Source organism: Pedobacter psychroterrae (assembly GCF_004331695.1).
Classification (GTDB): Bacteria; Bacteroidota; Bacteroidia; order Sphingobacteriales; family Sphingobacteriaceae; genus Pedobacter; species Pedobacter psychroterrae.
This window is the reverse complement of the sequence record NZ_SJSL01000006.1, coordinates 197,123-218,759: the sequence shown is the minus strand read 5'-3', so window position 1 is coordinate 218,759 and position 21,637 is coordinate 197,123. Positions and strand designations below refer to the sequence as shown.

Genomic DNA, 21,637 nt, shown 5'->3' with positions numbered 1-21,637 from the left:
TTTAAATTAATGCTCGCGCTTGTCAACCTCTGGAAAATCTATTCTTCCTTGCTCACCATAACCCTCCTCAAATGGAGATTTATTACTAACCCTTTCCTGAAGACGCTGGAAAACGATGAATAATGCAGGGATAACGAATATCCCAAATATGGTCCCGATCAGCATACCGCCTACCGCACCCGTACCGATAGATTTATTACCTGCTGCTCCCACACCGGTCGACAGCATCAAAGGCAATAAGCCCAGGATAAACGCAAATGAAGTCATCAAAATAGGGCGAAGACGTGCAGTAGCGCCACTGATGGCCGCACTCACTATCGACATCCCTTTCCTTCTCCTGTCTACCGCATATTCTACTATCAAAATGGCGTTCTTGGCCAACAATCCAACCAGCATGATCAGCGTTATCTGCGTATAAATGTTATTGTCTACCCCAAAGATCTTGTCAAAGATAAACACCCCTGCCAAACCGATAGGAAGAGATACCAATACCGCCAAAGGCAATAGGTAACTCTCATATTGCGCACATAGTAAAAAGTAAACGAATATTACACAAAGCAGGAAGATAAAAATGGTCTGGTTTCCTCCAGCCATCTCCTCGCGGGACAATCCTGAAAATTCATAGCCATATCCTGCCGGTAAATGTATTAAAGCTTCTTCCTGTACTGCTTTTAATGCGTCACCGGAACTGAATCCGGCATTAGGACTACCCGTTACCGCAATAGAGGTAAAGAGGTTAAACCGCGATATAGCCTGCGGACCATACACTTTTTTAAGCGTAATGAAATTGCTGATAGGTGCCATCTCGCCACTTGAGTTCCTGACATATATGCCGTTTAAAGTTTGCAGATTGGCCCTGTACTGTGCATCTGCCTGGTACATTACCCTAAATTGCTTGCCAAACTTGTTGAAGTTGGAGGCATATACCCCACCATAATAGCCTTGCAATACACCCAAAACATCACTTACGCTCAGCCCTGCCTGTTTTACTGTAGCCACATTTACATCGATCTGGTATTGAGGAAAATTAGGATTGAACGAGGTAGAGGCAAACTGGATCTCAGGCCTTTTGCTCAGTGCTGCCAGAAAATCATTCCCGATTTTGTTGAATTTATTGATATCTCCACCCGTTTTGTCCTGCAACTGAAATTCAAATCCACCGCTCGTTCCAAAGCCCTGAATAGTAGGAGGGGCAAAGAATATGATTTTTGCGCCTTTAATAGTGGCTGTTTTGGCAAACAATTCTCCAATGATGGTCTTCACATCGCGTTTGCGCTCATCCCAGGGTACTAATCTGGAGATCACCATACCATACGAACTTCCTGAACCGCTGATCATACTGCGGCCCACGATCCTCAGCGAGTTTTTAATCTCGGGGATGGTATGTACTATGCTGTCTATCTGTTCGATAACCTCTCTGGTGCGTTCCTGTGAAGTAGCCGGAGGCAATGAAATATCGGACATAATTGTTCCCATATCTTCATTTGGTACAAACCCTTTTGGCGTGGTATTCATCGTCCAGATCAATATTCCCACAAAGGCAAGGATTCCCAGACCCGCCAGCCATTGTTTTCTGGCCAGAAAGCTTACCGATCTTTTGTAGCGGTTGGTCATCAGGTCAAACGACGTATTAAATGCCGTATAAAAACGCTGCAAAAATCCTTTTGGTTTGCCATGATCTTCTGCATGGGGCTTTAACAATAAGGCACAAAGCGCAGGACTTAATGTCAATGCGTTGATGGCCGAAAGTATGATGGCAATGGCCAGTGTCAGACCAAACTGTTTATAGAATACGCCAGACGAGCCCTGGATAAAGCTCACCGGGATAAATACGGCTGACATCACAAGCGTGATGGAAATGATGGCGCCGGTAATGTCTTCCATGGCATCGATCGTTGCTTTTTTGGCCGATTTATAGCCATGGTCCAGCTTGGCATGGACAGCCTCAACGACGACAATTGCATCATCTACCACAATACCGATGGCCAGTACCAAAGCGAAAAGGGTAAGCAAGTTGATCGTAAACCCAAATAAATTCAGGAAGAAGAAGGTACCTATAATGGCTACGGGAACACTAATAGCCGGGATTAATGTAGAACGGAAATCCTGAAGGAACAAAAACACCACCAGAAACACCAATATAAAAGCTTCTACCAGTGTATGGATTACTTTTTCAATTGAAGCATCAAGAAAATCATTAACATTGATCAGCGTATTGTAGTGCACACCCTTTGGGAAAGATTGTGACGAAGCTTCCAGCACTTTAAGCGCACCTTCTATTACCTCTTTTGCATTTGAGCCCGCAGTTTGATTAATCGCCACCCCGATAGATGGTCTTCCGTTAAACTTACTGGTACTGGCATAACTTTGAGCACCAAGCTCTATCCTGGCAATATCCCTTAGCCTAAGTACCTGTCCGTTATCCGCCGTTCTGATGATAATATTGCTAAACTCAGTCTCATTTTTTAAGCGGCCGGAGTATTTCAGGGTGTATTGAAATGACTCCCCTCCCTGTTCTCCAAACTGTCCGGGAGCAGCCTCTATATTCTGCTCGGCAAGGGCTGCGCTGATGTCACTGGGAATCAAGCCATAGGTAGCCATCACATCCGGCTTCACCCAGATCCGCATGGAATAGTCCATCAAACCAAAGGTGCTTGCATCACCCACACCGGCAATCCTTTTTATCTGCGGGATTAGGTTGATGTTGGCATAATTCTGCAGGAATTTCTGATCGAAAGATGCACTATCACTATGCAGCGTAAAGATCAGTACGTTACTGGCCTGTCTTTTGGCAGTAATCACACCCGACCTTGTCACCTCGGCCGGAAGTAAACTAGCGGCCCTGGCTACCCGGTTCTGCACGTTTACTGCTGCCAAATCGGCATTGGTACCCAATTTAAAATTGATGGTAATCGTAGCCGTACCATCATTGCTGGCACTCGAGGTCATATAAGTCATGTCCTCCACACCGTTGATCTGCTCTTCCAGCGGGATCACCACGCTGTTCATCACCACATCGGCATTAGCACCCTGATAGGATGCCGAAACCTGCACCGTAGGAGGGGCAATTTCAGGATATTGGGATACCGGCAAAGTAATCAGTCCCAATATACCCAGTATCACTATAATGATGGATATAACCGTTGATAAAACGGGTCTCTCTATAAATTTCTTAAACATATCGTCTTATTTGCTGATTTCACTATAAACTGAATCTGCATTTTTCTCATCAGGCTTGATCTCCATACCGTCTTTTAGCGACTGAAATCCCTCCAGCACAATTTTATCACCTGCCTTAAGGCCTTTAGTTACCACATAGAAATTGCCTTTTGCAAGCTCCATAATCTCTACCTCAGTATTTTTGATGATTCCCTTACTGTCTACCACATATACAAATTTTTTGCCCTGCAGATCGATAGTCGAATTTTGAGGAATAAGCAGTGCATTTTCCAGATGCTGCGGAATGCGCACCGACGCACTTGCCCCGCTTCTGAGCAACATGGATGGGTTGGAGAAGGTAGCCCTCAGACTTACAGAGCCGGTGTTTGTATTGATCAGTCCGTTGATAGACCCTACTTTACCATTTTCAGCATAGGCTGATCCATCAGACAATACCAATGATACCGGAGGAATATTTTTTATCTGTGCCTGAAGGTCTTTTCCCTTATAGTTTCTTGAAAAATCAAGCAGTTGCTTTTCATTCATAGAGAAATAGGCGTAGACCTTACTTATATTGGAAACGGTAGTCAGCGGTTGCGTGCTGGTTCCGCTTACAAGGCTACCGGTTTTGAAAGGGATACTGCCTATCACGCCATCTACCGGGCTGGTGATACGGGTATAGCCCAGATTGACTCTGGCATTTACCAGTTCCGCTTTAGTCCTTGCCAATGCGGCCTTGCGGCTCTGAAGTGTTAGCTCTGCAGATTCAAGATCATATTTGCTGATGATGTCCTTTTCCACAAGCGGTCTTGTTTTATTTACCTGCAGTTGGGCAGCGTTTACATCAGCCTCGGCACTACTAATGGCGGCGTTGGCTGTCCTTACCAGTTGTTCGTATTGAGGGGCATTGATGCTAAACAGCAACTGGCCTTTTTTAACAGCCGCACCTTCGTCTACATATATTTTTTCTATAAAACCATCTACTTTGGGTCTGATGTCTACATTTTGAATGCCTTCCAGCGTTGCAGGGTAATCAGTTTCCAGCGAGGTGGATATGGCACTTAGGGCAACCACAGGGTAGACCTGTACCTGGGCAGCAGGAGCTGCACCCTTTTTCTGGTCATTTCCACAAGAACTAAATAAAATAAGTGCAATCAATGATAAATAGATAGATTGTATAGCTGTTTTCATAATTGGCAAAATTATTCATCCTGATAAAAAGTTAGAACATCAAATTGTAATGTTTATTGAAGAATGTATTTGTAACTAAACATTTGCAAAAAAAGCGTCAAGTGATTGACTTTTTATATTTTATAGTCAAATGGTCGGTGTTTGTCGGTACAAGATACTGGCTACACAGATAGATGATCCTGTACTTGTTGCAGTGCAAGTTCCAGCTGTTCAGCTTCGGAAAGTGCAGTATTGTCCAGTATGATCGCGTCCTCGGCACGTGTAAGCGGACTTTCTTTACGTGTGGTATCTGCATAGTCTCTATGCGCAAGGTTTTCAAATACTTCTTCCAGTGTGATGGTGGTATCGCCCTTGCTTCTCATTTCTTTAAAACGGCGCTCTGCCCTGATCTTAGGGTCGGCAGTCATGAAGAATTTAACTTGCGCATCGGCAAATACTGTGGTGCCAATATCCCGCCCATCCATTACAATGTTCTTAGATTTGCCCATGCGCTGCTGCTGCCTGACCATTTCCCTGCGTACCAGCTTATTGGCAGAGACTTCACTTACGCTTTCAGATACCGGCATTTGCCTGATTTCTTCTGATACCTCTTCTCCGTTTAAAGTAATGTGTGATTGGTAATCTCTTGAATGAAAATTTAATTCTATGTGCTGAAGTGCATCGATGACTGCTTCATTGTCTGCCATGTCAACGGCATTCCTGATGAAAAACAACGTTACTGCCCGGTACATCGAGCCGCTGTCTATATATATAAAGCCCAGTTTCTTTGCCAAAGCCTTTGCCAGGGTACTTTTTCCGCAAGAAGAATAGCCATCAATGGCTATTACCAGGTTTTTTCTCATCAAAACAAAGTTAATATTTTCCACGTTATGATGTGCTTAAGCAGTTTAAAAAAACAGCTGGCTACTGTTTGATGTGATACGTTTTATTTATAGCCCGGTTCGCACTTGTCCTGTTAGAATTTCTTGGTAGTTAATTGTCCTTTTCTTGCAATTTCAGCGAGCTAATGGTAGCTCAGTTAAAGAAGCGGTCTGACTACCTTCGTAGCAAAACCAATTTCAAAGAATGATTAATCCACTATGAATCCATGTTTTTGTAGAAATACTTGGATTAAAGTTGGACTCAACTTGGACTCAACCTGGATTGAGTATTTACGCTATATGGCGACTTTCGATTCCTTGCCCGAAAAAAAATATTTTTGTATTTCGTAAAAGCGCACATCCAGATTAAGGTTCTGAACTGCTAAACGCCAGGATTGATGATTAAAAAATTAATCTTAAAGTTAAGGGTGTGGTTGGTTTATCCGGAATCTTAATTTTATTATCTTTGCCCGTATGTTGCCGAATAAAGAAGACATTTTAAAATTTGCTCAATTCAGGGCTTCCAGAAGCGGGGGTAAGGGCGGCCAAAATGTAAATAAAGTTTCTAGTAAGGTGGAGCTGGTTTTTAATGTTGCTGAGGCTGATTTTTTTACCGGAGAGGAGCGGGCACTTATTAACGAGAGGCTGGCACACCGGCTGGATCAGGAAGGCAATTTGCATGTTGTCTCGCAGGAAGACCGCAGTCAGCTGATGAACAAGGAACGAACCATTTTAAAGTTGATCGGTATATTGAAAATAGCCCTTCACGTCCAGAAAGTCAGAAAGCCTACTAAAACACCTAAATCTGTGATCAGGAAACGGCTGGCAGATAAACAAGCCAATGCATCCAGGAAAGAATCCAGGCGACGTCCGGCTATAGATTAGTCAAAGCGATAATACATGCTGATGGCCCCAAACTGGTGCCCCGGCGCCCTGCTGCGGACTTCTTTTGTTCTCAGGTACACACCAAAATCGAAAGTGAAGCGGGGGGAACTGTAATTGAGACCCAGTTTCTGTTCAAATACGATGGGTTGTATACCAAATGTAACCGGACTGTCATTGTTAAACATACTGCCCTGAACCGTTGCATCATAAATTATATAATTAAGCTGCGGTCTTGTGTAAAAAAACAATTCTCTTGGCATAAAAGAGCTGGTTTTCTGTTGGTTACTGATCACTGAATTTGTCGCCCCTGAGTTGAATAACTGGTTGATGCGGCCTATTCTGAAGAGAAAACCTGCACCCACTGCATTAAAGATCGTTCCTGCGTTTGCGTAACCTTCAAAAGAAAGGTCAGTAGTATTGTCTTCAGAACGGCTGATGAGCTTGGTATATTGGGCAGATAGATTGATGCTGTTTTCATTTTTAATCTGATATTCCCAACCCGCCAGTTCGTAAAACCCGATGGTATTATGCAGCAATTCCTGTCCGGATTGCGAAAGAGAATTGGGGCCTGTGGTGCCTAATTCTACAGCCATTTTAAAAACGCTTTCTTTTTTACTATACCAGCTCATAGCGGCGCCGGCATACAAGTATCCGGCAAAGGGGCGGTCCTGTCTGTCAGGGTCTGGCGAGTAGCCTGACCTCGGGTTAAAGATTTTTTGCCCTGCAGAGATCTCAAAGATCTTTTTTTCTAAACTTTGTTTAAGATGTTCCTGATTTGTAGCATGGCGGAAATGGATGTACAAGCCGTTGGTATAGTACATGTCTGATCCCTGTGCCAGATAGGAATCGTTATCACTTCTGAAACCGAATTCATTTTTGAACGATTGTCCTTTGCTGCTGTTCGCTAGTATTGTACATAGCGCAAAGATCAGGTATAGTTTATTTTTCATTAATATGGTTCAAAAAAAACTCCGGTAGGTCTGTACCGGAGCTTATAATATTGCTTTTTGCTGAAATTAGAAAGTATAGCCTAAGCTAATTCCACCGTAGTATGGGATAAAGAAATCTTTACCAAAGATAGGCGTGATACCTGCGCGAAATGAAAATCCGGAATCCATAGGCTGCAGCCTGTAGGCGAAACTCATGGTCCCTATCAGTGTGCTGCCGCTGTCATCGCCATCATCATCACCTCCAAAATCCAGAAATGACCCGTCAACGGTTGCCGTGGCATAAGTAGCACCCAGACCTATTTCAAAATAACGTCTTTCCTTGCCCAGAAGGTAATTCAGAGATACCGGAACCGTAGTCACACTACTCCCATCGGATGAGATATGGCCAACGCCGATGCGGCCTCCCAGACCATCCCTTTTGTTGGTAAATCTCGAATCGTAGTTAGCAGTCAGGGTAAGGCCCTGTCCGCCAAGTTCAATAAAAATATTCTGTGCACGCTGACTGGCAGCTTCCTGTGCAACAACTTTAGCCGAGCAGAATGCCATGAACAAAAAGCTGCATACCAATGATAATTTTTTCATTTTTAAATATTTAATTTATAAGGTTATGAAGGCAGGCCTATTTATTTGATCCATAGGCCCGGCTTGTATTCCAATATTAAGTAAAAATTGATTAGTTAGCAATTACCTTTGGTTTTATTTCCAGATTTTGAGGATTCTTTACTTTTTCTTTGGTGAGTGCCAGATCAATAACCTCTTTCATTTCAGACACGTAGTGAAAATTAAGGTCTTTGATATAGCTTTCCTTTATTTCCAGAATATCCTTGCGGTTGGATTTGCATAAAATTACATCCTTGATGTTTGCTCTTTTGGCGGCAAGTATTTTTTCTTTGATTCCTCCTACCGGCAGCACTTTTCCGCGTAAGGTGATCTCTCCTGTCATGGCCAGGTTGGGTTTTACCTTGCGCTGAGTAAAGGCCGAAGTCAGTGCGGTAAGCATGGTAATCCCTGCTGATGGTCCGTCTTTTGGCGTAGCGCCTGCAGGTACGTGTACATGGATGTCCCACTGGTCGAAGAGCAGGTGGTCTATGTCAAACAGTTCGGCATGTGCACGAAGATAGGCCAGTGCTATAATGGCAGACTCTTTCATCACTTCGCCAAGGTTTCCCGTAAGGGTCAGTTTTCCTTTACCAGGGCTTAGGCTTGCTTCTATAAAGAGGATGTCCCCGCCCACTGAAGTCCAGGCCAGGCCGGTTACTACACCTGCTACTTCATTGCCCTCGTAGAGGTCCTTATCATATATTGGTGCACCGAGTATGCGCTCTACATCTTCAAAATTCAGGTTGGGCTCGTAAGTTTCTTCCATAGCGATCTTTGTAGCCACACCACGCACCAGTGAACCTATTTTCTTTTCCAGACCACGTACTCCTGATTCCCTGGTATAGTCTTCGATTACTTTTTCTATCAGCGAAGTTTTTAAAGAAATGTCTTTTGTTTTGATACCATGCTGATTTTTTTGCTTTGGCAGCAGGTACTTTTTGGCGATCTCTATCTTTTCTTCGATGGTATAGCCGTTGACTTCAATGATCTCCATACGATCAAGCAGGGCAGGCTGTACCGAGCTTAAAGAATTGGCAGTGGCGATAAAAAGTACGTTTGACAGGTCGTAGTCTGTCTCCACATAATGATCATTGAATGCATTGTTCTGCTCAGGATCAAGTACTTCCAGCAAAGCTGATGAAGGGTCGCCCCTGAAATCCGAACCTACCTTGTCAATTTCATCCAGTACAAATACCGGATTTGCAGCGCCCGCCTTTTTAATAGACTGAATAATACGCCCAGGCATGGCGCCGATGTATGTTTTTCTGTGTCCGCGTATTTCGGCCTCGTCCCTGATGCCGCCCAGTGCCATGCGCACATACTTTCTGTTCAGCGCTTTGGCGATGGACTTGCCAAGAGAAGTTTTACCCACTCCCGGAGGGCCTACCAGACAGATGATAGGGGCCTTCATGTCGCGTTTAAGTTTTAATACGGCAAGGTATTCTATGATACGTTTTTTGACTTTCTCCAGTCCGAAATGATCTTTATCGAGGATGCGCTGTGCTCTTTTTAAGTCGAAATTATCTTTGGTAAAGTCATTCCATGGTAGGTCCAGCAGCAGCTCCAGGTAATTGATCTGTACGGAATAGTCGGGCGCAGCGGGGTTCATCCTGCCTAGTTTTTCCAGTTCTTTATTGAAGTGTTTGCTAACGGGGGCAGACCATTTCTTTTTCTTGGCGCGTGTCTCTAAAGCTTCGTATTCCAGGTCAGAAGAGTTGCCGCCCAGTTCTTCCTGGATGGTCTTTAGTTGCTGGTTTAAGAAATAATCTCTTTGCTGTTTATCGAGGTCGGTACGTACCTTAGACTGGATCTGGTTTTTAAGCTCGAGCATCTGAAGCTCCAGTGTCAGCAGTTCCATTACCATGGTAGCACGTTCGCGCAGATTGGTCATTTCCAGCATCTTTTGCTTATCTGCCACATCTGCGTTCATGTTTGAAGAGATGAAGTTGATCAGAAAGGAAGTACTCTCAATGTTCTTCAGCGCAATCCCTGCTTCGCTTGGAATATTGGGCGAAAGCTGGATGATCTGACTGGACATCTCCTTGATGGAGGCTACGAGTGCTTTAAATTCTTTATCGCTTTTATGCTTAGCTTCGGTAAACTTACTGATGGTTACTTTGATATAAGGCTCTGACTGAACTTCTTCCAATAAGCGGAAGCGTTGCTTGCCCTGGATGATCACGGTGGTATTTCCGTCGGGCATCTGTAGCATTTTGATCACGTGTGCTACCGTGCCCACGCTGTTGAGCTGTTCAAAGGAAGGGTCTTCTATAGAAACATCGCGCTGGGAAACCACGCCAATGGTCTTGTTGCCTTTGTAGGCATCCTTGATTAGCTTTATGGATTTGTCCCTACCTACGGTGATGGGGATGACCACACCCGGAAATAAAACAGTGTTTCTTAAAGGCAGTATGGGAAGGACTTCCGGTGTTTCTTCGTTGTTCATTTCATCTTCGTCCTGTTGGGACATAAGCGGAAAAAACTCAGTATCCTCGTTTATGATTGGTAGTGCGTTACTAAAATCAAACTGATCTTGTTTACTCATTAAATAACTCTTAAAATTTAAAAGCGACAATCTGACAGTATGTCGATTGCAGTGTAATCATTTGTATTGAATAACCGTAATTTCAACTCCTGTGCCAAAGTCAAAAGCGGCGATTTTCTATGTTAAAAAGTCAGGCTTAAAAATATTCCGCTACAGGCTGATCATATTTTTATTTATCTTACGTTTATTAGTAGTAATTTGTAAATGGTATGATAGCTGTCAATTTAGATCTTTTGGCCTGTATCTGCAAAATAGTTTATACCTTTATTAAGGGATCGGGTTAAAACTAAATATATTTATTATTAAATAAAAGTTAATGAACTATTTCAAACACTTCGCATTGATATTGCTTGTTATTTCCGCAAAAAATAGCATTGGACAAAATTATGATAAAATTGCCATGCAGGCAATGATGAAAGGTGACTATAAAGGTGCGGTAGCGCAGCTGGAAAAGGCAGAGTCTAAAGACCCAAATAATGCAGGTGTAATAAAGATGCTGGGTTATTCTTATTTTCAGTGCGGTGATTATGACAATTCTATTTCTACCTATAGCAGGTTTATTACTTTAAAGCCATCTGATTATTCTGCCTATTATTACCGTGGTAAAGCGAGGCTTAACTTAGCCAACGACCCTAAGGAGTCTTTGAACCAGATGAGGGAGAGCTTTTACCTTTCATCCATTAAGGATTTCACAAAAGCCATAGAAATAAAAGGGGAAGATGATCCGCAGTTGTTGCAGAACCGTGGACTGGCTTACAAGGATTATGGTATTTATAAATCATACAAGATTAAAAAGTCGGCTGAAAAGACTGCATGTATAGCACTGTTTAATAATTCGGTGGCTGATTTTCAGAGTATTTTAACTTCTCAGCCTCAGCGTAAGGACATAACTTCTCTGGTAGAGTATGTTAAAGCACAGATAACCAGCCTTAAATAAGCTAAATATTATGGAAACTTACCGCTGATCTGGTAACGCTTGTCGGACAGGAATAAAATGTTTTGCGCCTTTTTTACCTGGTAAATGCTATCAGGATAATAGATCAGGGTATCAGTAGAGTGGTATAAGAGGTTGATGTTTTTGACAACGATCCGGAAACCTTTTAGCGCATTCAGTTGCGTGCTGCCTTTTTTATAAATTATAGTCAGTTCCTTTACCGGTATCTTTTCATTGTCAGTAGTGTATTGCTGGTCGCCATTTACTTTGGTGATTTTGAACAGGCCTTTCCAGGCAGTCTTATTGATGTCAGCATCTTTAAAAATTTCCAGCTCCTTTCTCCAGTCGGCTATGCGGGTTGTTTTTGTTTCAGATGAATCATTTACCCTTACTGTTTTGACAATGAGCGGTGCAGCTTTTGACAGCCGGATGCTTTCCTGTTCAAAATAGCCCTTCAGGTCAAAATAAGTTAATTCATTCTTTTGCATTTGCTCTGGTGTGCTCTGACAGCCGCAACAAAGCAAAAGAATGAAAAAAGATGCTGTTTTATAATTCATTATACCAATACGTTGCCGGTCATAATCTCCGGCTTTTGGATGCCTAATATTTGCAGAATGGTAGGGGCAATGTCGCCCAGTTTACCATCTCTGATGTTTTTGTAGTCATTGTCTATTAAAATACAGGGAACCAGATTGGTAGTATGTGCGGTATTGGCAGAACCGTCCTTGTTGACCATAAATTCTGAATTGCCATGGTCTGCTAAAATGATGAAGGAATAACCGTTTTCGATGCCTTTATTCACCACAATTTCCGCGCAGGCATCAGCTGTTTCTACTGCTTTTACTACAGCCTCAAATACGCCCGTATGTCCTACCATGTCTGGATTGGCAAAGTTAAGACATACAAAATCTGCCCATCTGCTTTCCAATTCTATTGAAATGGCTGCAGTAATGCCAGCAGCACTCATTTCTGGTTGCAGGTCGTAAGTTGCTACCTTAGGGGAGGGGACCAAGATCCGCTTTTCATTTACAAATTCAAGCTCACGGCCTCCGGAGAAGAAAAAGGTAACATGCGGGTATTTCTCGGTTTCCGCAATGCGGATCTGGTTCTTGTGATTTGCTTCAAGTACTTCACCCAGGGTCTGAGAGAGGTCGTCTTTGGTAAAGACAACTTTTACATGTTGAAAACTCTCGTCATAGGTGGTCATTGTGACATAGTACAGGTTTCGTTTGTGCATGCCAAAATCAGGATAGTCGGCCTGACATAACACCGAAGTGATCTCCCTGCCCCGGTCTGTCCGGTAGTTGAAGCAGATGACCACATCGCCTTCATTGATAGTTGCCAATGCTGATCCGTCGGCTTTTGTTACCACAATAGGTTTGATAAATTCGTCAGTAATGCCATCGCGGTACGATTGTTCTATGACTGCTATGGGGTCTATGGTGGGTTGTCCCACACCAGCAGTAAGCAGGTCATACGCAAGTTTAACCCTTTCCCATCTGGTATCCCTGTCCATGGCATAATAACGTCCTATCAGACTGGCTATCTGCCCTGTCGAGCGCTCTAAATGATGACTGAGATCTTTAATAAAATTTAGTCCTGAATTAGGGTCTGTGTCCCTTCCGTCCATAAAAGCATGAATGAACACATCTTTCAGGCCTTGTTCGCCAGCCGCATCGCAGAGGGCTTTAAGGTGGTTGATGTGTGCATGTACACCACCGTCAGACACCAATCCTATAAAATGTACCGGCTTATTGTGTGTCCTGGCGTAGGTGAAAGCCTCCACTAAAGTTTCATTGCTGTGGAGTGTCCTGTCGCTGATGGCCTTGTTGATCCTGCCAAGTTCCTGGTAAACGACACGGCCTGCGCCGAGGTTCATATGGCCGACTTCTGAATTCCCCATCTGGCCTTCAGGCAAACCAACCGCTTCGCCTGACGCCTCCAGTTTTGAATTGGGATAATTTAATAGTAATGAGTCAAAAAAAGGAGTATTGGCTGCATATGCTGCATCAGAATTGTCTTTTTTGCCGTATCCCCAACCGTCAAGAATAAGTAGTACTAATTTTTTATCATTCATTGTTGTTCTGCTTTTTATTTGATGTATTCAAGCCATAGATGGCGAGGCAATTTTAACTGCTAATCGATATAACAAAGATAAGGCAAATATATTAATGGCATAATTTATGTATCAATATAGTATTAGCTATATACATATCATGAAGCCGCTACCTTATTTCTTGGTTCTGTTAGTGCATTTTTCCTCTTTTGGGGCCATACAGGCAGATATAGTCGATGGTTTGTCCGCACATTTTAAGGGGGCAAACTCCAAGGAAATTGCTGCGCATTTTTCTTCTTCCATAGATCTGATCATAATTGAGGAAGAAGATGTATATTCTAAAGCTCAGGCGGAACAGATCCTGAGAAGTTTTTTTACGAAGTATGTTCCTGTAAAATCATCGGTAATCCACCGTTTAAATACCAATCCGAATTATAGATATGGCGCGCTTTCTTTGGCAACCAAAAACGGTACATTCAGGGTATCTATTACCATGAAAAAGACAGGCAATGCTTTTTTAATTACGGAATTGAGAATTGAGGCTGAGAAATAGTTGTAAAAAATGCTATTTTTGGGTTTAAATTTAAGTTTTGGATAAGCAAATCATAGATCAGTTTATAAAAAATGCGATAGCTGAAGATCTGGGCGACGGGGATCATACTTCACTTTCTACCATTCCAGCGGATGCACAGGGACAGGCAAAGTTGATCATTAAAGAAGACGGTATTGTGGCTGGAGTAGCATTGTCTTTAGCCATTTTCCGGTATATTGATCAAAATTTGGATATTAAAGTATTGATACAAGATGGGGCATCCGTTAAATACGGAGATATTGTGCTCACTGTATCGGGGAGTACACATTCGATTTTGCTGGCTGAAAGGCTGGTGCTTAACTGTATGCAGCGCATGAGCGGTATTGCTACAAAAACCAATCACATCGTAAGGCTGTTGTCTTCCTACAAAACCAGGTTGCTTGACACCAGGAAGACCACACCCGGATTGAGATATCTTGAAAAATGGGCCGTCAGAATTGGAGGTGGGGTAAATCACAGAATTGGGTTGTATGATATGATATTAATTAAAGACAATCATGTTGATTATGCCGGTGGCATTGCTAAAGCGATCACTTCGGCACAAAAATATTTAAAGGATAAGGGCAAAGGCCTGGAAATAGAAATAGAAGTGAGGAACCTGGCTGAATTGAATGAGGTGCTGGCCATAGGAGGTGTAAACAGAATTATGCTTGATAACTTTAGTTTTGACGACCTTGTAAAAGCTGTTGGCATCATTGATCACAAATACATCACGGAGGCTTCCGGCGGGATTACCGAAAGTAATGTTGCTGAATATGCTGCCTGTGGAGTAGATTTTATTTCTATGGGTGCACTTACACATTCGGTGAAAAGTTTAGACATGAGTTTAAAGGCTTTTTAGGTATGATTTCTATCTATTCTATTTCTGCTGTTTTACTGGCATATCTCTTTGGTTCAATCCCTACAGCTGTATGGCTTGGTCAGGCTTTTTATGGAGTAGATGTACGGGAATATGGCAGTGGCAATGCAGGCGCGACGAATACTTTCAGGGTGCTGGGTAAAAGAGCCGGTATTGCCGTGATGACCATAGATATTGCTAAAGGATACACTGCTACAAAACTTGCCTACTTTATAGGTCTGTCCGTTACGGGCCCGCAAAATTCTTCTCAATTTATAAATTATGAGCTCGCACTGGGTGTTACCGCGGTAATGGGACATTTATTTCCAATATTTGCTGGCTTTAGGGGAGGCAAAGGAGTGGCTACGCTTTTTGGAATGATTTTGGCAGTTAACTTTCCGGCAGCTATGCTTTGTGTTCTTGTTTTTGTTGTAGTGTTATTGTTGACTAAATACGTTTCCTTAAGTTCTATATGTGCAGGTTTTACCTTCCCATTAAGTATTGTGTTCGTATTGCAGTCCTCCATAAAGTCAGAGGTTTTATACGGTATGTGTGTTTGCGTATTGATTTTGGTTACCCACCAGAAAAATCTTGAAAGGCTACTGAAAGGCAAGGAATCCAAAGTGTATTTGTTTAAGAAAAAGGCAGCTTAGAAACCTGCAACGGCTTTATATCTAAAAACAAGTATTACTATCATGAAAAAAATCTTATTAATAGGCGTGACAACTATCGGGCTGGCGTTTTCGTCTTGTTCTACGGTTCCCCTTACTGGCAGAAGCAGGCTTAGCCTCGTGAGCGATTCACAGGTATTGCCTATGGCTTTTCAGGCCTACAGCGAATTCTTAACAGAGAATAAAAATGTAGTCTTACCTTCGTCAAATGCCCAGGCGCAGCGGGTAAAGAATGTTGGAAACAAATTGATTGCCTCGGTTAAAAACTATATGAACAATAATGGACATGCTGCGCTGATCCAGGATTATAAATGGGAAGTTAATGTGGTTCAGAGCAAGGAATTGAATGCATGGTGTATGCCAGGCGGTAAGATTGTGGTTTATACAGGTATTTTACCTGTAACCATGGATGATGCCGGGTTGGCTACGGTAGTAGGACATGAGATAGCCCATGCCATTGCAGGGCACTCTGCCGAACGGATGTCGCAGGAAATGGTGGCTCAGGGCGCCGGTGCTATTGGAAATGTGGCCCTGGCCAATAACCCAAAAACCCAGTCTATATTTAATACTTTATATGGAGTAGGAACGCCTTTGGCAATGCTTAGTTATGGACGTAGCCATGAGCTGGAAGCGGATAGATTAGGACTTATATTTATGTCTATGGCCGGCTATAACCCTCAAAGTGCTACTGCATTCTGGCAACGAATGGCTGCCGCATCCCAGGGAAGCCAGAAACCACCTGAATTTTTAAGCACACACCCGAGTGACGCTACCCGCATCGCACAGATACAGAAGTATTTGCCAGAAGCCCAGCGATATTACAATTCACCTTCGGGAATTCCAAAAAAATAAAGATAAGGCTGTCAGAAATGATGGCCTTATTAGTTTTTAAGGGTTTGGATAATGGCAGATGCTTTGAGCATACACTCCTCATATTCATCGCAGGCATCAGATGCATAGGTAATGGCACCGCCAACCTGAAATGACAGGTATTTTGTTGCAGCATGGTAGCAAATACTGCGGATGATTACGTTAAAATCAAAATCCCCTTCTGGATTTATATAGCCAAAAGCACCCGAATACACTCCGCGTTTGCTGAATTCGTATTGTTCGATTAGCTCCATTGCTTTGATTTTTGGCGCACCGGTCATTGATCCCATAGGGAAGGTGTTTTTGATGGCATCTATGCAATGGATATTGGGTGCTATGCTGCAACTGATGGTAGAGATCATTTGATACACCTGTGCGAAGCCGTAGATGCCAAACAGTTCGGCTACCCGTACACTGCCTTTTATGGCACTTTTGGTCAGGTCATTTCTTACGAGGTCCACGATCATCACATTCTCTGCTTGTTCCTTAGTGTCCTTTTGTAATTCGGCTTTAATCAGTGCATCCTCTTCAGGATCAGCACTTCTTTTTGCCGTTCCTTTAATGGGCTGTGAGATGAGCTGATCCCCGCGTTTGCAGAGAAAGCGCTCGGGACTGGCAGACAATATATATTGATCATTGATCTTGAAAAAACCCGAAAAAGGAGTGGGAGAGATGTGGTTGAGCTTGCGGTAAACGGTTAAAGGATCGATGTGTGCGTGTTCGGCAAAAAACTCCTGGCAGAAGTTAACTTCATAAATGTCGCCCCGGACAATGTGCTGCTGTAGTTCTTTGACTGTTTTAATATAGGTTTCCCTGGAGATTTTACTTTTAATATCGATCGAACTGACAGTGTGGTCTGTTACAGTCATCTCATCGATCAGATCTAAGATATCGTCGTTGCCGATGGCTATTTCAATTTCGTCGTCTTTGATAAGGATTAAATACTGTGGGACGAAGAAAAACAGATCGGGAAACAGCAGGCGATCAGAATTGCCGGAATGGAGTTGTTCGACATCATTTTTAAGGTCATAACCCAGTACTCCGAATATCCAGTTTTGATACTGGTCATAAAATGATTTCAATTTGTCAAATGCCTGATCATCAGAATGGAGGGTCAACTGTGCACGGTCTCCCACGGCCAGTAGCAGGTCATATTTACCATAACTGTCGGAATACCCGTTGGAATCATAACAGGCAGCAATATGGAAGGTATTGGCCCATTGTAATGCCTTTTGCTTAAAAGAATGTAGGTCCTGAACTTTCATTTACGTGCGCAAATGTATACAATATGGATCAAATAGTGCTAAATAGAGAAGGCGGCCAATAGCCGCCTTCTCTATTTAATATATTGTCTTTAATTAAGGATTAATGTCTGTACCCTGTCCGGACCTACTGAAAGATACTTAACAGGTACTTCCAGTTCTTGTTGCAGGTAGGAGATGTAATCAGCAAGTTTGGCCGGGATCTCTTCTACCTGGCTAACTTTAGTTACGTCAGTCTTCCAGCCTTCGATGGCTTTTAAAACCGGAACTGGTTTTTCGGTGATGATATCATATGGCATATAATCTATTGTTTCTCCGTTATGCTCATAGTGTGTACACGCATAAATGGTATCGAAACCATCCAGTACATCTGCTTTCATCATGATCAGGTCAGTAACACCGTTGAGCATAATGGCATATTTAAGTGCAGGCAGGTCTATCCATCCACAGCGGCGGGCACGTCCTGTGGTAGCACCAAATTCATGGCCTACCTGACGAAGATTCTCTCCTATTTCATTGTCAAGTTCTGTTGGGAAAGGGCCTCCGCCAACACGTGTACAATATGCTTTAAAAATACCGAACACACGGCCTATTTTATTGGGGGCAATCCCCAAGCCTGTACAAGCGCCTGCAGTAGTGGTATTTGATGAAGTAACGAAAGGATAAGAACCAAAGTCTACATCCAGCAGCGTGCCTTGTGCGCCTTCAGCAAGTACAGTTTTTCCTTCTTTCAGGTAACCGTTTACAAAGTGCTCGCTGTCTACATGCGGAATGCTTTTGATGAACTCGATGGCCTCAAAGAAAGCGGCTTCTTTTTCGGTAAGGTCAAATTCAAAATCATAATGAGAAAGGATCTCTTTATGCTTTTCTACCAGTTTATTGTAGCGTTCTTTGAAGTCAGGTAAGGTAGTGTCACCTACTCTCAGCCCGTTTCTGCCTGTTTTATCCATATAAGTCGGACCAATACCCTTTAGGGTTGAACCAATCTTATCTTTGCCCATTTTCTGCTCATTTGCAGCGTCGAGCAATTGATGGGTGGGTAAAATTAAGTGGGCCTTGCGTGCAATGACCAGTTTGCCTTTTGCGATAGGATCATGACCGGCATTTCTAAGATTGTCCAGTTCCCTCTTCAGGATAATCGGATCAATCACAACCCCGTTTCCTATTAAGTTCATTGTTTTTTCATTGAAAATACCAGATGGTATGGTATTTAGAACAAACTTTTTACCATCAAACTCTAAAGTATGTCCGGCATTCGGACCGCCTTGAAAACGAGCTATCAAATCATATTGCGGACTCAATACGTCAACAATTTTACCTTTGCCTTCGTCGCCCCATTGCAGGCCCAGAAGCACGTCTACTTGCGTCATTATTTAAATTTAAAACTAGAAAATATTATAATTGGATAGGTTAACTTGCATGTTTAATGTCGGCATTCTGTGTATTCATTGCTGCTTTCGCGGAGCAATCAAAGCAGAAGCCATATAAGTTCAGGGAATGATGTTTGATCTCAAACTTTAATAAATCGCCAACCATGCTCTGTATCTGATGGATGCGGGGGTCGCAAAATTCTACAACCTTACCGCAGTCGATACAAATGATGTGGTCGTGCTGATGATAGCCATAAGATTTCTCAAACTGTGCCATGTTTTTTCCAAACTGGTGTTTGGTTACCAGGTCACACGAAACCAAAAGCTCTAGCGTATTGTATACTGTAGCCCTGCTAACGCGGTATTTTTGGTTTTTCATATGGATGTAAAGGGTTTCTACATCAAAATGATCGTCTCTGGAATAAATCTCTTCTAAGATGGCAAAACGTTCAGGTGTTTTTCTCAGACTTTTATTTTCGAGATAGGCTTCGAATATTTTTCTTACCAGCTCGCTGTTGTGGTTTGTAGACATAGTTTTTAAACTCCTTTCAAAGGTACCAATTTTTATATAAAACGCTAATCATTTAAAAGTATTTTTAAGCATCAAACCTGGTCACTCCGGTTACCCCTTTTACTTGTAACAGATTTTCGATCAGGTTGTCCAGGTGTTCTTTGTCATTTACAAAGATCCGGATCGACCCGTCAAAGATCCCATTGTCGGTATCAACGGTAATAGAGCGCATATTTACCTTAAAATCATTTGAAATTACTTTGGTGATGTTGTTGATCAGTCCTACATCATCAATTCCGATGATGTGTAATCCTGTCAGAAATGTAAGTTCCTGCTGCCTGTTCCATTTAGCTTTTACCACCCGGTAGCCATAGTTAGCCATCAGTTGTGCTGCATTCGGGCAGTTGGTCCTATGGATCTTGATCCCTTCATTTACGGTGACAAAGCCAAAAACATCATCTCCCGGGATCGGGTTACAGCAGGCCGCAAGGGTATAGTCTATTTTTTGGAGGTCCTCTCCAATCAGCAGGGTATCAGATTCAGGACCTTTTACCTTTTTAAGCAAGGTATCAATCTGCTGGGGTTCATTTTTCTCAGCACCTCTGTTTTCTATTTCTTTTTCGCTTGCCAGATAATCTTTCAGATCTTTTACCTCGATCTTGCCATTGGCAACAGCGATGAAAAGTTCCTGCATGGAAGGCAGTTTAAAGAAATAGGAAAGTTTATTCAGGTTATCGGTGTTGTAAGTTATTTTTAAGGATTTAAGCTTGCGTTCGAGGGTTTCTTTGCCCAGTTCAGCTATTTTTCGCTTTTCTTCTTTTAATGAAGACTTGATCTTTGATTTGGCCTTGGCAGTAACGACGATATTGAGCCAGTCTTCTTTTGGTACCTGTTTGCCTGAGGTGATGATTTCTACCTGATCCCCGTTTTGCAGTTTGTAAGATAGCGGCACGAGCTTATGGTTTACTTTAGCACCGATACATTTTGCTCCTACGTCAGTATGGATCTCAAATGCAAAATCAAGGGCAGTAGCGCCAAGCGGCAACTGGAGCAATGCTCCTTTGGGAGTAAAAATGAAGATCTCATCAGAAAACAGGTTCATTTTGAAATCATCCAGAAAATCCAATGCATTGGCTTCCGGATTGCTCAACATTTCCCTTACTTTCATGATCCATTGATCCAGGCCATTGTCGTTACTGGATTCTTTGTACTTCCAGTGTGCGGCAAATCCCTTCTCGGCTATTTCATTCATTCTCTGTGTCCGGATTTGTACTTCTACCCATTGGCCTTTAGGCCCCATTACGGTAGTGTGCAAGGATTCGTACCCGTTTCCCTTAGGGGAGGATACCCAGTCGCGCAGCCTGTCGGGATTGGGCCGGTACAGATCAGTGACGATTGAATAGGCTTTCCAACATTCCGCCTTTTCATGTTCAGGTGCACTGTCTAATATAACCCTAACGGCAAACAAGTCATAAACTTCCTCAAAGGGAATGTTTTTGCTCTTCATCTTATTCCATATAGAATGAATAGATTTAGGTCTGCCATAGATATCCGCTGTCAGGCCCTGTTCAGCAAGTATTTCATTGATAGGATCTACAAAACGTTTGATAAACAGCGTTCGTTCTGCTTTCTTTTCATTTAACTGGGTAGCTATGTATTTGTAGGTGTCAGGCTCCAGATATTTCATGGAAAGATCTTCGAGCTCAGATTTGATGGCATAAAGGCCTAATCTATGGGCAAGAGGTGCATACAGGTAGATGGTTTCAGAAGCAATTTTTAGTTGCTTCTGCCTTGGCATGAAATCCATCGTCCGCATGTTATGCAACCTGTCGGCCAATTTAATCAATATCACCCGGACATCATCCGCCAGTGTAAGTAGCATCTTTCTGAAATTCTCTGCCTGCAGGGAACTGTTATAGTCAAAAACGCCCGAAATCTTAGTGAGCCCATCTATGATCTTGGTGGTTTTTTTTCCAAATTCACGCTCTATATCTTCAAGGGTGATATCAGTATCTTCCACCACGTCGTGCAGCAATGCGCAAACAATGGAGGTAGTGCCAAGACCTATTTCCTCTGCGGCTATCTGGGCAACGGCGATGGGATGGTATATATATGGTTCGCCAGATTTTCTGCGCATGTTTTTATGGCTTTCGAGTGCCATATCAAACGCTTTCCTGATCTCTTTTTTGTCCCCTCTCTGAAGTGTTGGTTTACATGCACGCAGAAGCGCCCGGTATCTTTTTAAGATCTCCTGCTTTTCTACTTCTAAATCAATCACTAACGCATTTTTCATTTATTTATAGTTTGCTTATCATTGGTGTGTTAATCTTTTTTTCCTGTTAG

At 42.7% G+C, this 21,637-nt stretch carries 18 protein-coding genes; 6 read left to right on the top strand and 12 right to left on the bottom strand.

The window, feature by feature from the left end; translation table 11 throughout:
* Positions 1-6 precede the first annotated feature (6 nt).
* From EZ437_RS18135 to cmk, 3 genes are all read right to left on the bottom strand, one after another.
* On the bottom strand, positions 7-3,180 hold the full coding sequence (locus tag EZ437_RS18135; protein ID WP_131597483.1) for an efflux RND transporter permease subunit: 3,174 nt from the start codon (positions 3,178-3,180) through the stop codon (positions 7-9).
* Between the two features lie 6 nt (positions 3,181-3,186).
* Positions 3,187-4,350 carry an efflux RND transporter periplasmic adaptor subunit gene (locus EZ437_RS18130; RefSeq protein ID WP_131597482.1) on the bottom strand — a complete coding sequence of 388 codons (1,164 nt, stop codon included), beginning with the start codon at positions 4,348-4,350 and terminating at the stop codon, positions 3,187-3,189.
* Positions 4,351-4,511: 161 nt separating this feature from the next.
* The gene (gene cmk, locus EZ437_RS18125) at positions 4,512-5,192 is read right to left on the bottom strand and encodes a (d)CMP kinase (RefSeq protein WP_131597481.1); all 681 of its coding nucleotides are present in this window, start codon (positions 5,190-5,192) and stop codon (positions 4,512-4,514) included.
* Between the two features lie 492 nt (positions 5,193-5,684).
* Between cmk and EZ437_RS18120 the strand changes: the two genes are divergently transcribed.
* Positions 5,685-6,095 carry an aminoacyl-tRNA hydrolase gene (locus EZ437_RS18120; protein ID WP_131597480.1) on the top strand — a complete coding sequence of 137 codons (411 nt, stop codon included), beginning with the start codon at positions 5,685-5,687 and terminating at the stop codon, positions 6,093-6,095.
* Here EZ437_RS18120 and EZ437_RS18115 read toward each other — a convergent pair.
* From EZ437_RS18115 to lon, 3 genes are all read right to left on the bottom strand, one after another.
* Positions 6,092-7,045: a lipid A deacylase LpxR family protein gene (locus EZ437_RS18115; RefSeq protein ID WP_131597479.1), complete on the bottom strand. Its 954-nt coding sequence runs from the start codon at positions 7,043-7,045 to the stop codon at positions 6,092-6,094. The two genes, EZ437_RS18120 and EZ437_RS18115, sit on opposite strands and share 4 nt — an antisense overlap.
* Positions 7,046-7,111: 66 nt before the next feature.
* Entirely contained in the window at positions 7,112-7,627 is a 516-nt protein-coding gene (locus EZ437_RS18110) for a hypothetical protein (RefSeq protein ID WP_131597478.1), read from the bottom strand.
* A 91-nt stretch (positions 7,628-7,718) separates the two neighbouring features.
* Positions 7,719-10,190 (bottom strand): endopeptidase La, encoded by a 2,472-nt coding sequence (gene lon / locus EZ437_RS18105; protein ID WP_131597477.1) that lies wholly within the window; start codon positions 10,188-10,190, stop codon positions 7,719-7,721.
* 316 nt (positions 10,191-10,506) lie between these two features.
* Between lon and EZ437_RS18100 the strand changes: the two genes are divergently transcribed.
* Positions 10,507-11,127, top strand: a complete 621-nt coding sequence (locus EZ437_RS18100) for a tetratricopeptide repeat protein (protein WP_131597476.1) — start codon at positions 10,507-10,509, stop codon at positions 11,125-11,127.
* Positions 11,128-11,135: 8 nt separating this feature from the next.
* On the opposite strand, the gene EZ437_RS18095 is transcribed toward EZ437_RS18100, so the two are convergent.
* The gene (locus EZ437_RS18095) at positions 11,136-11,612 is read right to left on the bottom strand and encodes a hypothetical protein (RefSeq protein WP_225869617.1); all 477 of its coding nucleotides are present in this window, start codon (positions 11,610-11,612) and stop codon (positions 11,136-11,138) included.
* A 68-nt stretch (positions 11,613-11,680) separates the two neighbouring features.
* Positions 11,681-13,201, bottom strand: a complete 1,521-nt coding sequence (gene gpmI / locus EZ437_RS18090; protein ID WP_131597474.1) for a 2,3-bisphosphoglycerate-independent phosphoglycerate mutase — start codon at positions 13,199-13,201, stop codon at positions 11,681-11,683.
* 139 nt (positions 13,202-13,340) lie between these two features.
* On the opposite strand from gpmI, the gene EZ437_RS18085 reads away from it, so the two are divergent.
* The 4 genes from EZ437_RS18085 to EZ437_RS18070 are packed head-to-tail and all read left to right on the top strand — an operon-like array spanning position 13,341 to position 16,133.
* Positions 13,341-13,733, top strand: coding sequence for a DUF4783 domain-containing protein (locus EZ437_RS18085; protein WP_225869616.1), 393 nt, complete (start codon positions 13,341-13,343; stop codon positions 13,731-13,733).
* A gap of 37 nt (positions 13,734-13,770) precedes the next feature.
* Complete coding sequence (nadC, locus tag EZ437_RS18080; protein WP_131597472.1) at positions 13,771-14,613, top strand: carboxylating nicotinate-nucleotide diphosphorylase; 843 nt, start codon at positions 13,771-13,773, stop codon at positions 14,611-14,613.
* A gap of 2 nt (positions 14,614-14,615) precedes the next feature.
* Complete coding sequence (gene plsY, locus EZ437_RS18075) at positions 14,616-15,263, top strand: glycerol-3-phosphate 1-O-acyltransferase PlsY (protein ID WP_131597471.1); 648 nt, start codon at positions 14,616-14,618, stop codon at positions 15,261-15,263.
* Positions 15,264-15,305: 42 nt separating this feature from the next.
* Positions 15,306-16,133: a M48 family metallopeptidase gene (locus tag EZ437_RS18070; protein ID WP_131597470.1), complete on the top strand. Its 828-nt coding sequence runs from the start codon at positions 15,306-15,308 to the stop codon at positions 16,131-16,133.
* 29 nt (positions 16,134-16,162) lie between these two features.
* On the opposite strand, the gene EZ437_RS18065 is transcribed toward EZ437_RS18070, so the two are convergent.
* The 4 genes from EZ437_RS18065 to EZ437_RS18050 all read right to left on the bottom strand — a co-directional run bounded on the left by EZ437_RS18065 (position 16,163) and on the right by EZ437_RS18050 (position 21,587).
* A complete protein-coding gene (locus EZ437_RS18065; RefSeq protein WP_131597469.1) occupies positions 16,163-17,416 on the bottom strand; it encodes an anthranilate synthase component I family protein in 1,254 nt (417 codons plus the stop codon).
* An 89-nt stretch (positions 17,417-17,505) separates the two neighbouring features.
* Positions 17,506-18,783, bottom strand: a complete 1,278-nt coding sequence (locus EZ437_RS18060; protein WP_131597468.1) for an adenylosuccinate synthase — start codon at positions 18,781-18,783, stop codon at positions 17,506-17,508.
* A gap of 40 nt (positions 18,784-18,823) precedes the next feature.
* A complete protein-coding gene (locus EZ437_RS18055) occupies positions 18,824-19,315 on the bottom strand; it encodes a Fur family transcriptional regulator (protein ID WP_131597467.1) in 492 nt (163 codons plus the stop codon).
* Positions 19,316-19,379: 64 nt separating this feature from the next.
* Positions 19,380-21,587, bottom strand: a complete 2,208-nt coding sequence (locus EZ437_RS18050) for a RelA/SpoT family protein (RefSeq protein WP_131597466.1) — start codon at positions 21,585-21,587, stop codon at positions 19,380-19,382.
* Positions 21,588-21,637 lie beyond the last annotated feature (50 nt).

Coding starts and splice junctions, on each gene's coding strand:
- EZ437_RS18100 (WP_131597476.1), top strand. CDS start 10,507: ATGAACTATTTCAAACACTTCGCATTGATATTGCTTGTTATTTCCGCA.
- lon (WP_131597477.1), bottom strand. CDS start 10,190: ATGAGTAAACAAGATCAGTTTGATTTTAGTAACGCACTACCAATCATA.
- EZ437_RS18065 (WP_131597469.1), bottom strand. CDS start 17,416: ATGAAAGTTCAGGACCTACATTCTTTTAAGCAAAAGGCATTACAATGG.
- EZ437_RS18135 (WP_131597483.1), bottom strand. CDS start 3,180: ATGTTTAAGAAATTTATAGAGAGACCCGTTTTATCAACGGTTATATCC.
- EZ437_RS18115 (WP_131597479.1), bottom strand. CDS start 7,045: ATGAAAAATAAACTATACCTGATCTTTGCGCTATGTACAATACTAGCG.
- EZ437_RS18070 (WP_131597470.1), top strand. CDS start 15,306: ATGAAAAAAATCTTATTAATAGGCGTGACAACTATCGGGCTGGCGTTT.
- EZ437_RS18130 (WP_131597482.1), bottom strand. CDS start 4,350: ATGAAAACAGCTATACAATCTATCTATTTATCATTGATTGCACTTATT.
- EZ437_RS18050 (WP_131597466.1), bottom strand. CDS start 21,587: ATGAAAAATGCGTTAGTGATTGATTTAGAAGTAGAAAAGCAGGAGATC.
- EZ437_RS18055 (WP_131597467.1), bottom strand. CDS start 19,315: ATGTCTACAAACCACAACAGCGAGCTGGTAAGAAAAATATTCGAAGCC.
- EZ437_RS18110 (WP_131597478.1), bottom strand. CDS start 7,627: ATGAAAAAATTATCATTGGTATGCAGCTTTTTGTTCATGGCATTCTGC.
- EZ437_RS18060 (WP_131597468.1), bottom strand. CDS start 18,783: ATGACGCAAGTAGACGTGCTTCTGGGCCTGCAATGGGGCGACGAAGGC.
- EZ437_RS18120 (WP_131597480.1), top strand. CDS start 5,685: ATGTTGCCGAATAAAGAAGACATTTTAAAATTTGCTCAATTCAGGGCT.
- gpmI (WP_131597474.1), bottom strand. CDS start 13,201: ATGAATGATAAAAAATTAGTACTACTTATTCTTGACGGTTGGGGATAC.
- cmk (WP_131597481.1), bottom strand. CDS start 5,192: ATGAGAAAAAACCTGGTAATAGCCATTGATGGCTATTCTTCTTGCGGA.
- EZ437_RS18095 (WP_225869617.1), bottom strand. CDS start 11,612: ATGCAAAAGAATGAATTAACTTATTTTGACCTGAAGGGCTATTTTGAA.
- EZ437_RS18085 (WP_225869616.1), top strand. CDS start 13,341: ATGAAGCCGCTACCTTATTTCTTGGTTCTGTTAGTGCATTTTTCCTCT.
- plsY (WP_131597471.1), top strand. CDS start 14,616: ATGATTTCTATCTATTCTATTTCTGCTGTTTTACTGGCATATCTCTTT.